Source organism: Collinsella sp. AM09-41 (assembly GCF_003473245.1).
Classification (GTDB): domain Bacteria; phylum Actinomycetota; class Coriobacteriia; order Coriobacteriales; family Coriobacteriaceae; genus Collinsella.
The window spans coordinates 178,857-195,210 of record NZ_QRMJ01000004.1 but is presented as its reverse complement, the minus strand read 5'-3'; the positions used below and the strand labels follow the sequence as shown (position 1 = coordinate 195,210).

At 57.1% G+C, this 16,354-nt stretch carries 5 protein-coding genes; all 5 read left to right on the top strand.

Translation table 11 applies throughout. The annotated features are described in order from the left end of the window. Positions 1-148: 148 nt before the first annotated feature. Entirely contained in the window at positions 149-2,179 is a 2,031-nt protein-coding gene (gene bilR, locus DW112_RS06595; RefSeq protein WP_118328608.1) for a bilirubin reductase, long form, read from the top strand. Between the two features lie 362 nt (positions 2,180-2,541). Continuing rightward, positions 2,542-3,591: a hypothetical protein gene (locus DW112_RS06590; RefSeq protein ID WP_117637158.1), complete on the top strand. Its 1,050-nt coding sequence runs from the start codon at positions 2,542-2,544 to the stop codon at positions 3,589-3,591. Next, complete coding sequence (locus tag DW112_RS06585; RefSeq protein WP_117803498.1) at positions 3,592-4,431, top strand: hypothetical protein; 840 nt, start codon at positions 3,592-3,594, stop codon at positions 4,429-4,431. Positions 4,432-4,445: 14 nt separating this feature from the next. Continuing rightward, on the top strand, positions 4,446-5,390 hold the full coding sequence (locus DW112_RS06580) for a hypothetical protein (RefSeq protein WP_117637160.1): 945 nt from the start codon (positions 4,446-4,448) through the stop codon (positions 5,388-5,390). 121 nt (positions 5,391-5,511) lie between these two features. Then, a complete protein-coding gene (locus tag DW112_RS06575) occupies positions 5,512-16,317 on the top strand; it encodes a hypothetical protein (protein WP_147351835.1) in 10,806 nt (3,601 codons plus the stop codon). Positions 16,318-16,354: the final 37 nt, after the last annotated feature.

Below are 16,354 nucleotides of genomic sequence, written 5' to 3'. Positions count from 1 at the left end.
TCGAGACAAACCGGCAGCCGGCCCCGCCCCATCCACCTGCCGCTACCTGCTGTCTGCCGATTTCCGTTGCGCCACTGTGCTCCCATGTCATATCCTCTAGACAACTACGCGGCACCATCGCCGCCGCGCCTACAAGAGAGGAATATCCATGACCGCACCTGCATCCAAGCTGCTCCAGCCCATTACGGTTGGCCCCCTTGAGCTCAAGAACCGCATTATGTTCCCGCCGCTGACCACCGGCTACGAGGAGCGCGACGGTTCCATCGGCGAGCGCAGCCTGGCTTTTTACGAGCGCCTGGCCCGTGGCGGCGTGAGCTACATCGTCATCGGCGACGTCGCTCCCGTTATGACCGCGAGCCCCACGCCCAAGCTGGCGACCGACGCCCAGATCCCCACGTTTAAGGCGCTGGCCGACACCGTTCACAAACACGGCGCCAAGGTCGCGCTGCAGCTGTTCCACCCCGAGTATGACGTGCCCGGCGTCGGCCGCATGGTCATGGGCTCCATGGCCGCTGCGAAAGCTGCGCAGGAGGCCAAGGCCGCCGGCGACGAGGAGACCTTTGCCGCCAAAATGGCCGAGTCCAACGAGATCCGCAAGCAGGCCTACGCCAAGCTGCACCACGACATGCAGCACTTTGTGAACGAGGCCACCGTGGAGCAACTCACCCAGATCAAGGAGGCCATCGCCGCCTCGGCCGCCCGCGCACAGCAGGCTGGGATCGATGCCATCGAGGTCCACGGCGACCGCCTGGTGGGTTCGCTGTGCTCTGCCATCCTCAACAAGCGTACCGACGAGTACGGTGGCTCGTTCGAGAACCGCGTTCGCTATGCGCTCGAGGTCGTCGCCGCCATTAAGGAGGCCGCGCCGCAGCTGATGGTGGAGTACAAGCTCCCCGTGATCATGGAGAACCCCGACGGCACGCCGCGCGGCAAGGGCGGTCTGCAGCCCGACGAGGCCTGCGAGTTTGCCAAGCTGCTCGAGGGCGCCGGCATCGACATGATCCAGGTCGCGCAGGCCAACCACACCGGTAACATGGGCGACACCATTCCGCCCATGGGCGCCATGCCCTACAACTGGACGCTGCCCGTGGCCGAGCGCGTCAAGGCCCTGGTCTCTGTGCCGGTGGCAACCGTCGGCCGCGTGGTCTCGGTCGAGGCCGGCGAGAAGATCCTGGAGGACGGTTCGGCCGACATCGTCGCGTACGGCCGCTCGCTCATGTGCGACCCCGACATTGCGCTCAAGGCCGCCACGGGTGAGCCCATCCGCGAGTGCCTCAACTGCAACAAGGGTTGCGTCGATGCGATTCAAAACCGCCAGTACATCTCGTGCGTGCTCAATGCCGAGAACGGCGACGAGGCGACCATCGCTATTAAGCCGGGCGAGGGCGACAAGAAGATTGCCGTGGTGGGCGGCGGTATTGCCGGCCTGGAGGCCGCGCGCGTGGCGGCCAAGCGCGGCTACGACGTGACCGTCTACGAGGCGAGCGATCATCTGGGCGGTCAGATTGTGCTGGCGGCCGCGCCCCCGCGCAAGGACGAGATCATGCGCTCGGTCGAGTACTACGAGAAGATTCTGCCCGGCCTGGGCGTGAAGGTTGAGCTCAACTATGCCGCTAGCCCCGCGGACCTCAACGCCGCCGACGCCGCGATTGTGGCCGTGGGCGCGCACGACGTGGTCATTCCCGTATCCGGCGCCGATTCGGAGAAGGTCGTCTCGAGTTGGGACGTGCTGGCCGGCAAGGTGGAGCTTACGGGCCGCGTCGCCGTCATTGGCGGTGGCCTGGTGGGCACCGAGACTGCCGAGTACCTGCTGCAACACGGCTGCGAGGTGGCGATCGTGGAGATGCTCGACAAGATTGCCGCGGGCGAGTCCGAGACCATTCTGCCACTGATCATGAGCGATTTTGCCGAGCACAACGTGGAGCAGCACGTGAAGACCCGCCTGACCGCCATTACCGACGAGGGCGTGGAGGCCGTGCGTACCACCGAGGATGGCGCCGAGGAGCCGGTGAAGATCGCCTGCGATTACGTGGTGATGGCCGTGGGCTCCAAGGCCAACGCATTTGACCTGGACGGCGTGACGGTGCCCGTGACCTGCGTGGGCGACTGCTCGGGCGAGCGCACCGCCGACATCGCGAGCGCCATTCGCACGGCATATCACGCGGCCAACGAGCTGTAGTTGAACATCGCGGTCAGGCAGGGCGGTAGCACGGATCCGCCTCGCCCGGCTGTGTCCCTGCGCACATAGACCATCAACCGGGGTGGGGCCTGCAAGAACAGCGGGCCCCACCCCGGTTTTGGTGCAGGGGGCAGACTAGTTTGCACCAAGTCCTTGGCATATGGGCGTGGCTGCTGTTCGTAATCTTTAAGACATCATTAAGGCTTGCGTTGTGGAGCAAGCCGCAGGTCAATGCTATTCTTTTACCTTATCGTACGGTGTTGTATTCTGCCTGAATTCTCTACCTGCGAACAACGGATAAACGCGACCGAGCGGAAAGGATGGCACGCCCGCTAGCAGGGCAAACGCAAACGATGAGTGGCATGGACCGACATAGCGAGCTCCAGCAGCACAAGACGGCGGCCGAGTACCGCCAAGCTGCCGACGAGCATGTGCGGACCCTCAAGGATTTCTGGAAGGATTTCCTGGTGAGCGGTCTGTTTGTGCTGGCCGCCATCGTTGCCATCTTTGCATGCCTGGCCTGGTTTGCCGCGAATAACCGAGTGAGTGCCACGGGGAGTACGATCGGGGCGAAGGGCCCACGGTTTGTGCTCTCGGGAACGCAGGGCGGCACGGCAGGTAAGTACGACGCCCAGGACAACTACGCGTCGGACAGTACAAGCCTTGCCGTGAACAATCTTTTCAACCTCAATAACATGAGTGCCGATGGCAGTCTTTCTCCGGGGTCGGCGGGCCAGCTTCAGCTCAACGTCAAGCCGCTCTGCAACGACCTGCACGATATTACGGTGGAGATGACCTGGGAGATTTCTGTCCAGACGAGCGTTGCGGGCACGGACGGCACTGCTACGGACGCATCGAAAAATGAAGAGATCATCAACTCGCTTAAAAATCTGGTGCGCGGCCATATCTTGGTTTTCCAGGGCAAAGACACCTCTGGCTTTTACTCCAATCCGCTGGTTCCCACGACAACCACGGTGACCCAGGACGGAGCGAGCGTCACCGTCATCACACAGAGCTTTACCATTCCGGCGAAGAGCTTTCGTGCTGAGGGCTCAAACAATACGACCGAAACCGTCACCAAAACCCTCTACTGGATTTGGCCGGAGCAGTTCAAGAGCTATGTTCGCACGGGCAACGCCGGCTACGGTGGCAACCTTTTCGCTAACACAGGCGACGAGGGGGGATACACGACCCTCGTCGGCGACATCAACAATAACCACGCGTGCTATTTCCGCGCCGATAGCACGAGCGTGCCAGGTCAGGCGCCTAGCGCGGTTCCGCCTGTCGGAGCCGGCATGTCCTCTGCGGATGTGGAAACCTGCGCCAATTATTACAACAACGCCGACGAGATTATCGGCAAGAACGTCAAGTACATTCGCGTGCGCTTTACCGCCAAGGAGGCGGATAAATAAATGGACGAGCAGCTTAATGCCCGCGAGCAGGGCGATATCAAACACAACGAAGGAGCGGCAAACCCCGGCGGCAACGGGTTCGGCTCGCACGGCGAAGCGCGTCCGGCTGGCCGCATCGAGCGTATCAAGGCTTGGGTGAGCGGCCACCGTCGCGAATCCCTTGCCATCATGGGCTTGCTTACCGTGCTTCTCGTGTTGCTGGGATTGACGCTCGGATGGTTCGTCGATGCCAATCGCGGCTCCACCGTCGGCAAGATCAAGGAGCCGGCAGAGCTCAAAGTGCTGGGCCCCAACGCTACGGCAACAGAGCAGATCGACCTGAGCTACAACCCCGAATACGGCGATACCAAGACTGGCAACACGGTGACGCTCAAGCGCGCGTTTTGCGTGCAAACGGGCGGTGACGGTTTTGAGCTGCAACTCGCGAATACGACCAACATTACAGGTCTCACTATTGAGCTGTACAGAGCCGAGAACACGTCTGCGCTCCAGACGCCCGACGTGAGCGGTACCGCAGACGGCAAATCTTATAGCTGGAAAGCAACCGGAGAGAACCTGCTTACGAGCTTCGAATATATCAACAAGGAGAACGACGGTCTGGCAGCCGTGCCGGGCGAGGGCGCAAGCGACCCTACGTTCAAGGACTATCAAAACGTCCAGCGCAACGCGCGCCCGCTCTACCGATACAAGAAATTCGGCAAGAGCGAACTCAACGCTAAGACGCTCGACGGCTCGACTGACAATGACACGCTCAACTTTATCATCAAGCTTTCGTGGGACGAGAGCGCCAAAGAGACCGATGTGATCTACCTGATCGCGCGCAACACGAGCGGTAAGTAGGAGAGGGGGCGCACATGGAGAAGCGAGAGAAGCAGCAGGATGCCGAGCGCGAGCAGCTGGCAAAAAGCAAGAGCCTAGCCAAGAATAAGCTGGTTGTGGCAGCAATCGCACTTGCTTGCGCCGTGGCGCTCGTGACGGGTGGTTACTTTACCTATTCCGCCTACACCGCCAACGGATTTCTAAAGTCCGTCGCCGCAACGGGCACCGCGCAGAGCCTGTTTGCGAGCGACCTGCTCACGGGCTATATGAGTGCGCCTGGCAACGACGAGCTCGACCGCGCCCAGCGCTCCGTTACGGTATATCCCAACAACAAGCAGTGCAGCTTCACCTTTAGCATCTATAACTATTTGCTGAGCAACAGCAACTTCTGCAACGATAAAAACGTGACGTATACCTTGACGGTCGAGGGGTATGGGCTCGATGGTGCCACGTGGAGCTATGCGCCCCAACCCGCCGGAAACGTCAAGCTTCCGGAGAATCAGCCTACCAAGAACGATTACACCGTGACCTTTCCTGAGGACAAGTTGGGACATGCCTACTTTGTGATTAAGGCCATGGTTGTTTCGAAGGAGAGCCCCGGCACCGAGCTCACCTGTCTGGCGGCGAAAGTCGTGCCGTCAAAGAAGGCCGAGGTCAAAACCGCTGCGGTTGAGGGCGCGCTGGTTGATGAGGCTGGCAAGTTTGCTGATTACGCTGCGTACAACTACCGTGTGACGGTTACGGGCGCACCGGCAAACGTCACGCTCACGTGGGGGGAGAACGTGGAGATCGATCCGTTCTTCGAGACCAACCATGGTGTGACGGCGGATAAAACAAATCACACGGTTACGTTCACCATGGAGCCTGGCTCGATGATCGTCAACTTTTACCGAGCGGACGGCAAGACGCCCGGTGACTGGGGTGACCTGGGCATTAGGGTGAGCGGAACTACCCTGACGGGCACGACGGAGACTCAATAACTCTGGAAGCAGAGTTTTTAGGATAAGAGGTACGGAATCGATGAGAACGGCAAAGCGCATACTCGCAGAGTTCATGACGGTGGTCATGGTGCTCCAGGCATGTTCGCCCACGGTCGCCGCCGTGGCGGCAGGCTGGCAGAACATCTCGAGCGAGATTGCCACCGCGGCTGCGGAGGCATCGGACGCAGCCGAGAGCGGCGAGACCAAGAGCGATGTCACGACCGGGTCTGGGTCGAGTGATACCGGCGCCGAAAGCGACAGTGCTGGGGATGACGCGGCGAAGGATGACGCTGCAGCAGGCGATACCACCGATAACGCTACGGGTTCCGATTCCACGGGCGACCAGACGGAAGGCGACGATGCCGCTGACGATGCCGCCGCTGACGACGCCGAGCAAGATGCCGATGATGCGACTTCGGAGGACGCTGAGGACCAGGCGGGTGCGACGATTACAAATCTCGATGAGCTTGTCGAGCTGCTCGAGGCGAACGGCGCGGAAAACATCGTACGCAAAGACGACAGGAGCGGAATCCGAAGCCTTGATGTCAAGTCGTCGGAGGCGTTCGCCGTCCTGTCTAACGCCGACGCTTCGCTTTACTATGATGCGCAGATCAAGGTTATCATCACGGGCGATGCGAAGCTCACCGAGTCGGCTAAGAACGGCATGTCTTTCCAGGGCCTTGGCAGTGATGAGCATCCGTTTGAAGGCAAAATCTATAGGTCGTTGAATGGCGTTGATAGCCCTGTTGAGCTTACGTCTAACCGGACGGTTTTCAATAACTTCAAACTGACTGACCAAAACAATACGGTCAAGATAAAGTGGATAGGCGCAACTACCTATAGCGCGCCGATGGTCGCTACGAAGGTCAGCGGTGGGGGCAAGACGCTCAACGCTGTGGTCAACATCGCAGATCCCGTAGGTACCGGCGGGACGGATACGACTTCCGCTCTGACGGCGCCCCTTTTGGGTGAGGCGATGGGTGACCTTACTACAGAGGTCACCTATGGCCCTGCCGGTTCTCTCGAGAAGCTCAACGTAAATGCAGCGGGAAACATCGGTCTTTTAGCGAATACAGTCAAGAGCGGAACCTTTACGGTGGGGTCTGTTAAGTTTCCCGCTAGCCTTGCCGCGGGCGGTGTCGTCGAGACGAGCTCCGGTAATGCCGGTCTGCTCGTAGGCACGGTCGAGGATGGCGCGACTTTGAACGTCGGCACCCTTAATGTTCCCGCTGCTACCGTTCAGTCTGCAAGCGGTTCCGCCGGTGGTGTCGCAGGTCTCGTCGGTTCGAACACAGGCGCCACAGTCAACGTCACGGAGGCTCTCGACCTGCACATGCTCACCGTCAAGGGCACCACCGCCAGTGGCGGCTTCATCGGTAAGGCGACCAGGCTCGCGCTGGGCGCGGACAACAAGAAGTTCACCTGTCCCGCCAACGTCGGCGATGCGAACAGCAAAAGTTCCGGCGGCTTCATCGGCGACGTTAGTTTTGCCGGCCCGGTCGAGTTTGCCAACAACGACCAAATCGATACGGGCGAGGGCGTGAATCTTGGCCAAAGTGGGGACACGGGCGCGGGCGGCGTGTTCGGTCTCCTGGACACAACGAACGGCGATGTCGCAATATCAGGTGGCTCGTATACTAGCAAACTGGTGACGGGCTCCAGCTCCATCTATGGCGGTCTGGTCGGTAGAGTTCAGGATGTGACCAACACAGAGAAGTCGAACAACACCCTTCATATAAAGACGGGTGCCGCGGGCAACCGCTGTTCGGTTGATACTACATGCAGCGTCGCGCCGCGACTGGCAGGAGGCCTGGTCGGCTGGGTGGCAAAGAGCAACAATACTGGAGGCGTTGTAATCGTTGACGGCGCGGACGTCACGTGCCATTCTCCAAAAGCCAATGGAAAGAACTGCGGGTTTGGCGGTGTTGTTGGCGCCTTGGATAGCGGCTATAGCGTGGGCGGGCGTTCGCGTTTTGGAATTCTGGACTGCGGGGACGTTCGCGTTGAAACTGATAAAAACGAATCAATCGCATGTGGTGCCGGAATTGTGGGTTCGGCATGGAACGGCGTCTTGCGCTTGCGTGGGACTACCGATTTATCCGATTGCAAGCTCGAGGCCAACGGTAATACCAGCCAAATTCTTAGATCCTTGGATGGATGCGCCCCATTGGTGTTTGCTCTAGGTTCAGGCTCGGATGCTGAGGCAACGAACGATAATTATTGGCTTTACAAACGTCCTGCTGCGGCGAGGATCGATGACCTGACCTATAACCAGGTTATCCGCCTGACCGGAGAGGAGGGCAAGCTCAGCAAGGATCTTATTAAACTTGATGAAAGCACCTTTTATCAGCCGTTGTGCAATCTGAGTGGTGCTCCAGATGCTGGCAGCAGTGCTGGCTACTCTTGGGGTTATCAGCTACGGTCCCAAAATGGTGACGGGAAGTCGGGTACATACCTCATTAATGATGCGGATACATTCGCATGCATTGCCATGACGGTCCAAACGAACGGCTACTTTGGCGGTGTATTCGGCATCGGCACGGCTAATATTACGAGCTGGTATGGTAATAGTGGGAATGCTATCTCAATTACTTCCGACATTGACCTGCGAGGTACAGGCCTTGAAGGTCTTGCATGTGATGGGTCCGGGCAAGTTAATGCCTTCGTAGGGGCTGTCGAGGGCAACCATCATACCGTTACCTTGGCGATTGGCGAACCTTACGGTACGCGCAACGGCAATGCGCTTGGCGCAAACGATTCGACTGAAGGCAACGGCAAGATTTACCGGCACAGCCGTCTGGGCCTCTTTGCCGCTATCGGCGGTGGCGCGACGGTGAATAACCTCACCGTCGATGGCGTTATGAAGTTCGATAACGGCTTAGGCGTCGACGCTGGCTCGCTTGCGGCAACTATCACTGGCAAGACAACGCTCAGCGGCGTTACGTGCAAGCCGAAAATCACCTGCGATGATACGTTCGGCAACGATGTCAACATTGGCGGCATTGCTGGTAGCGTGAGGGGTGGTGGAACCGTTACTTTCGGCAGCAGCAACATAAGTGGCAGCACGAAGGCGCAAGCGACCGTCAAAACGGGCGCTACCCTCAACGGCAACACGCGCATTGGCGGCGCTATCGGTTATGTGGCGGACGTTGTCGCTATCGTCAACGTGACGAGTCTCGAGGTCGGTGACGCGACCGCGAGCGAAAATGCGATTACCGCGGGCGACAGCGCGAGCAATAAGAAATCCCAGATTGGCGGCCTTATCGGCTGCATCACTCAGGGCACCGCGGCGAATACGACCAACGTCAACATCACAGGACTTACGTTCAATTCGTTCAGCATGACCGTTGGCAAGAACGGTGACGCGAAGAACGGCGCTGGCGGTCTTTTGGGCTACAGCTGGGGCAATACGGTTGTCACCATCGGGGATGGCGCAAACACCAGCGACAGCACGTATGCTCTCAAGACGAACAACGCTTCCATAACAGCAAACAGCTCAGGTGAACTCGGCGGGCTCGTATATGCAGCCAGCGGTCACTGGGTTATCAACAACTATGCCATCGATCTTTCTGGTGCAACCATCAATGCCGAGAGCGCTACAACGCTTGGTCTGCTCATCGGTCGAGGCGGTAGGACGGAGAATTCCACAACATATGGAGTGGAAACTTATAGCGGCTTGTATCTGGAGAACAAGGCGGGTTGGGACACTGCATATAAGGTCAATGGTGTTGCTGCGGGCAATGGCGTGAAAATCAACAACACGGCAATCAAAAGCAACGACAATGCTACTTCGTTTGATGAATGGGTCGGCAACAGCACGAGGCCTGCCTATGGAAATAAAGACGCCAGCAAACTCATGGACGGCGAATGGAATGTCGTCGTTTCGCTTCATACCAAAGACGGCGTTAATGACGGCAAGCTCGACATGAGCGGAGAGCCGGGAAACGACAACAGCTATCGCAACCGTTCCGATTTCGGCAAGAACCACAACACGAATGCCTGGACGAGGTATTACTACAACCTCGACAAAGCCTATGCGGCACTTGGGCAAGGCAGCTCCAAAATTAGCAAAATCGATACGGCGGAAAAGCTGCTCTTATGGTCTGCTTATCGCTATGCTCCAGCCGCAATTCGCTCGATGATTGTGCCGCAAGCGTTCAACGACGCCGTGGCCATCGGCGGCGAAAGCGGCAGAAGCGTCGAAATTGATTTGACGGGCTATAGTTACTATCCCACCCAGCCGAACGGAAAGGTGACGGTTGGTAATGCGACCATCACCTTCCATTACTCCGACATCAAGGCCGAGCAGAAAAGCAACAAGCTGAACTCTGCTGCTACCCAGCACGAGAACATGCACTGCGGTCTTTTCCGAACGGTGGCAAATGGCGATCTTACGGTGAATGCCGTCACTTTGGGTGGCACTGTTGGGCCCGTTGTCAACGACGGGAGAAGCAAGAATGATATTGCCGCCGCGGGTGGAAGCTCTTCGGGCGCGCTGGTGTGTCGCTACGTGTATGGGTCTAACAATGGCACGACCACCACTATTAGAAAAATCTCGATTGATGGCCTTACGCTCAACAATTTGACCGTCGATGGCGCTAGTGAGGCCACGGGCGCTGATGCTTATATGCCTCTGCTTATAAACGAGATGCAGACGTACGTGAACCTGAGCGCGAAGAACATCACGGCTACGGGATACGGCCGCAACACCAAGGTGGCAACCTCACTTTTTGGAAGACTGGGCGTGGGTTCGAGTGCCGACCAGGTTACGGCGACGTTTGGTACCATCAACGTGCCGAGTGCTACGAACAACGCCATCTTTACCCGTGCAAGCTTGCTTGAGAGCTTTGGCTACGGCGAGGGGAAGACCGGCTCGGCGGTGTATACCTTTATAAAGGATGACCAGACAAACGATAAGGTCACATTCGGCAGCGAGATCGACTCGAAGGGCGAATACTCTGGTAAGCAACTCTGGTACTACAACGAGAGCACCTATGGGACCCGCGCTGGCCTCGTCACCGTTGACAACAAAGAGGCAAATGCGGATACTCCGCAATTCGGTGGTTATCTCCCGTATGTGAAAAAGGGCAATGTCAACGAAAACAAAGTCCAATACCATGAAATCAAAGTTAACCAGCGCGTGCCCAAGCTTACGACAGGCTGCGGCACCTATGGTGATCCCTATACCATAACCAAGGCAACGGAGCTCAACACGGTTGCTGAGTACATCAATACTCAGAATCCAAGCGACGGCTGGGAAGTTACGATTGCGGCCGATCAGGAAACGCTATGCCAGCGCCGCTCGTCCAGCAAGGATGCTAGTAATGAAGTGACGTACGTCTACAAGCAGGCGAGCAAAACATGGGTGAGAATGATCGGGAACGACATCGACCCCAATGACACGCTTGACGATACGACGATGCACAGCTATCTCCAGAGTGCCTACTACAGCATCGAGCCGGAGAACGACAAGGGGGAAAGCACTGACACGCTTGAGCTGGACGCTGCCGTTTTTCAGGGCTTGGGTAATAAAGATTACCCGTTCCGTGGCGTTATCGTTGGTAATCTGAGGGGCTCGTCGCAGGCAGCTACGCAGGCGACTATCAAGATCCACAACTCCAAGGACACAGGTGCGCTTTCTGGGTTGATCCCGTATAGCTACGGTAGCGTTGTGAGTAATCTGAACATTGAATACTCGGGCAAGGCGGCCTCTATTGCACATAAGAATAAAGACGCCTCTGGCGTGCCGGGCGCGTTTTTTGGCGGCGTGATCGGTTGCATCATGGGCGGTGACAATATCATCGATGGCGTGTCGGTGAAAGCGTCTGGCGGCTTTAGCGTTGCTGGGGCAGCAGGCGATAATGGCGGCGCGCACCTTGTGCCCGTTGGCGGCTACGTTGGTGCTGTTGCGGGTGGCGGCGTCATCTTCCGCAACTCTTCCCGCGGCGACGGTGCCCTTAACGACTGGCATAGCGCTGGCGCTTCTCTCTACGACAACCCATATGTTGGCCGCGTGATCGACGGCTATGCGTTCAGCGAGCTTACCGATGATAAGAGTCTCGACAACACTGATCGTAACTACAAGGTGAACAATCTGGATACTTCGAAGACGGGGTGCATCAAGACGGATGCGACGCAGGGCCGCTATAGGGGAGACGACGCCAATAGCTCTGCGATAACCACAACCGTCAATGACTCGCAGGGACTGCTCGTACTCTCGGCCATCATCAGCAGCGGTGCGGCCGGCGGTTCGGCGAATACGAATACCACGAACGATGCGTATGGAACGTATGCGGGCTCGCGTGCCTACATGGGCGGCAACAACGCAAAGGGAGTGTACCAATTCGGCAACAAGCAATACGGCAAAGTTCGCAACGCGAGCTATACACATGTTGGAAGGCCGGCGAGTGCCGCTGAAGACTTTGCTAATGCGATAAGCGATGACATGAAAAGCCCCGGTATCCAGTTAGAGGGTAACGCGCTTGGCTACGCAGGCGATGGCTCGGGCGTTAACTCCCCCTACCTAGTAAAGAAATACGCAACGTGGCAGACGGGTAACATCTGCGCCGCGCAGGTCTCGGGAATGGATTTGCAGTTCAAAGCGGGTGAAACCTACGACATGACTACTTATGGCACGGGTTACACGGGTCTTTCGGGCCGCTACTACTCAAACGCATGCGCATCCGGTAAGGGCGCCGACCGCGATCGCATCGTGCCGCTTGTTGCGTGCATCAACGGTAACGGTGCAACAATTAAGGTCGGTAGCAAAGAGGCCAGCAAGGTATATGGGGTCACGGAGTACGCCGATGATAATTACAAACTCACCGGAGTGGGCGCTCTCTTTGGTACCGTAACGTATACCTCGACCAACGTGTTGGATAGCATCGGCACTCCGGCAACGGACGGCGCTGCTGCTACGGGCAACGGCGGCTATACCGTCCAGAACCTAAAGTTCGATGACTGCAATATTTCTCTTACGTATATCAATGCAGCCGGCGCCTCCAGTGGTGCGGGTAATGAGCAGGTTGGCGTCGGTCTGCTTGCGGGTACTACGGCGAACGCGAGCTCGCTGGCAGATTACGGCAAATATGCAGGAATTACCACGAATAGCTGCAGGGTGAATGGCCCCAATAACGTTGGCGGATTGCTCGGCGCATCCGGCTATGGTAGCCGCAGGACTGATAAAGATACAACTTTGCTGGTGAATCGTAACGACACCTCAAATTCGAACACGCGCTATTCTCCGGTCAAGCTTTACGATTGCTCTTATAGCAACATGGACATTTCTGGCGTGCAAAACGTCGGCGGCTTCGTCGGCAAGCTGAACCAAAATTCCGCTGGTGGCGTTTGGGCAAAAACGAATATGCCTATTGCCGAGAGTTCCACAATTATGTCAACTGCTGCCAGCGCAAGGACCGGCGGTATCGTGGGTCTTGCCGGAGGTGGTTTCCTGGTGAACACCGATGACGCTGGAACGCCTTCGCAGGGTGCCGGAAAGGCGGAGATCAGCAATGTCACGCTTCAGCCGGCAGCATCGAGCGCGACCGAGGGGACCGGCGGCCTTATCGGAAGGTCCGAAAATGGAATCGTGTCTGTCTACAATCTGTGCATCCATGGCGACGTGCAGAATAAAACGGTATTTGGTGTTAGAGGATCGAATAATCTTAAGTACGTTGCTGGTGCAGTCGGCGAAGCAGCTTCGGGCGGTGCATTTAAGTTCGATAGCTGTGTAATAAAAGACATCTATCTTGGTGCTCGTGAGTGCTCTGCCGGTTTAATCGGTGATCTGAAAGGTGGGTGTGCCCTCGAGGTCAAGAATTCAACTATCACTGGACTGGTCGTCGATGGTTCGTATTCTGGTGGTGTTGTTGGCTCGATCGGTAACACGGCGAACTCTGTCACGCTTTTGAACTCGACCATTGGCGAGAATAACTTTACCGGTAGCAAGAACGCTGCATGGAACTCATCGCTGGGAAGTTGTTCTGGTGGCGTGTCTGGCGATGGCCGTGGCTCATTTAGGCTCGTAAATGTGCTCATGGATCGCAATATCTTTGGGGCGCAAACTAGCCAGGGCTATTTGTTCGGAAATAGTTCATCCGCTGATCTCGTCAACGTTTTTGTCGCAGGAATTGCCATTAGACCAAACAGTGCGAGTGAATCGCTCAAGCTGATGCGCAATTCTTCCGGCACCGACGACCTTAAAAAAGTGAACAAAAAGTCATACATCGCATTTGCTGCCTATGAAGACAAGCTTTCCGATGCCAAGGGCGCGACACTGTATGGCAACGATGCTGCGAACGGCAATGTGACGGTGGCCGTTTCGCCCTACGTCACGACGAGTCCGACGAGTGGCCTTGTTGTGCGCGCCTCCGATGCTGACACGGCCGGCCGTTATCTGTTCGGCGACGGCATGAACGTTGGCCTTGCCACGGCCATCCAGAATCCGTCGAGCCCCGGCGTTGCCAACCGTTATACCTACACCAACATCGGCGGCATCAATGACGATGGCGCCTATCAAAATACGTCGAGCTATAACGCCAAATCCGTGGCGAGCATGTTCAATGCGAATAACGATGCAAGCGACAGCAAGGTTGCAACGGATTTTCCCGTTTTGGTGATCTCGGGTACCGATAATACGACGGCCAAGAGCTATCTAAACATCATCACGAACGGCGGCTTCTCTGACGCTTGCAGATTGAATAACGAGAATGGCACCAATCCGCACGTGACGGCCAAAGCAGATGTTTTCCAACTCAAGGATGGTGTGTTCGTTAAGGACGATGACGCGTCGAACAATCCCACGCTTCGCGTAGTGAACAACGGCAAGAACAATATGTCGTTTAGCCCAAGCTCCGATTGGGACAACGGCAAGGGCCGCTTTACGCTCCTGACCGTTACCTTTACCGAGGCGGGTCAGAGCTACAACGTTCAGGTGCCGATCGTCGTTAAGCGCAAGCTCGAGATTGATTTCGCTGCAACGTATGATTACGGCATCAAATTTAAAGAAAAAGACTACGCTAACCTTGGAAAAGATGCACACGTGCTTACGAGCTTTGGCGAGCCGATGACGGGTCTGCTTACCTGGACATACAATTCTGCCAATGGGAAGGAAGTCGACTTTGGCTGGGACAGCTATATGGCTGCTGGCGGCTCGATGAAGGGGCTCGGTAAGAGCATCCTCTTCAATGGTGCCGACGGAAGGTTGCCCCAGGGCACCCAGCTTACGCTCATCGATGCGAACGTTGACGGCCGGGCCGGTGGCAGAGAGTATCACTATACGGTGGGCGAAGGCGGAGCAACGAGCGTTTCCCTGAGCGGAAACGACGGCTTTAAGGATTCTGCGGGCAATCCATATCAGGAGCGATGGCTGAGCGAGATTTTGGATGTGTCGGCCACACAGGATGGCGCCGGCACATGGACCGTGTGTGATAACGAGGCAGAGGCGACCGCTAAAGCGAAACTCGATGGCAAGTGGACGCTGTTTAAGGTTGCGGGTGCTGACGTTCCCAGCAACAGCCGCTATACGCTAAAGGTACCTAAGGAGAAGGATACCGGCAGAGAGAAGCGTGCATCGGAGAGCGTCTACCTAGTTGTCAACGTGCCCAAGTCGGGCGACGGCGTGACGCAAGCTAGTATCAACGGTTTTACGGCTTCGTCTATTGACTCGAATTCTTCGGGTGGCCGCATATCTTGGAATCTGCATCACGTCTTGCGCACCGGTGGCGACGATAATCAAAACGGTACGGCATCGACATACAGCATCTTGTCCAATTACGGGCAGGAAGTTAACGACGGGAAGCCGGAGGCGCGCACTCCGGTTTCGAAGTCGACGGACGGCGCCGCCTACGTTCTTTCTCTTGACGTTACCGACACGATTACGTTTAACCCAAGTCAGAGCTATGCTGACTCGGACTCTTTGTTCTATCAGCTCGATACGTCACTGTGCAAGTATGGCGCCAACAATACCCTGACGGGGGTGAGTAGTTTCCCGAGCGGAACCTCGGCGATCGCTAAATTCTATGTTGCCATCGACAATCAGAACTATAAGTGGGATGGCGAAGATTGGGCGAAGTGTGATTCTTCGACGCCTGCGTTCACGCAGACCGTGACGGATACGGGCGATGACTCGCTGAAGCTCAAGCTCGATTGTGACCTCGCCAGAATCCGCAAGCGTGCAACGGGCGGATCCTTTACCGTGCGCACGGCTGTGGAAGAGATTCGCCTTACGCCGGACGGCTGCAACAAGGTCATCTCCCTGTCCAAGCAGTCTGGCGAGGACGCCTGTACCAAGATGTCCTATACCGCCAAGCTTTCGACGCGTAAGGAAGGCCTTAATACCTCGAGCCTGACGCAGACGAAGCGCGGTAACGTCGGGTACTATCGCATGGACACGGGTGATACGACCATTACGCTTTCTGCGCCAGATAAGTCGCAGCTTGGTATTAACGTGGACGACCTGCGTCCGATCGCGAATGGCACGATTGGTCTGGGTGCCACGTATGAACTGGGTGGACTCAGCAACGCCGCCGAGGCAATTGCGAACGCAGACTCTGTTGTGTACACGCTCGCGCTTCAGCGCCGCGGAACCGACGGCACGTATGAGAGCGTAACGGATGATATCTCCAACTACGTAACAGTGACGGAGAGTAAGCTTGCCGCGGTCGCTCCCTCCGGTAGCACGATCACCTTCACTGACTCGAAGGAGAACGGCAAGTTCAAAACGAAGAACGGTAATACGACGTTTAGCCTGCCCTTTACCGTTAAGGTCAACACGCAGGTTGAACAGCGTGAGCAGTTCTACGCGAACTATCGTCTGGTGATGACAGCGAGCTTGGTCAAGGGTGACGTGGCGAGCGCAAAGCCTCAATCGCCCGACTATGTGACCTACACGCTCACGAGGGTGAACCTCAACGGCATCGACCACTAGTTCCGAAGCCAACTGGCTTCGCAAAGGGGGCGGCAAC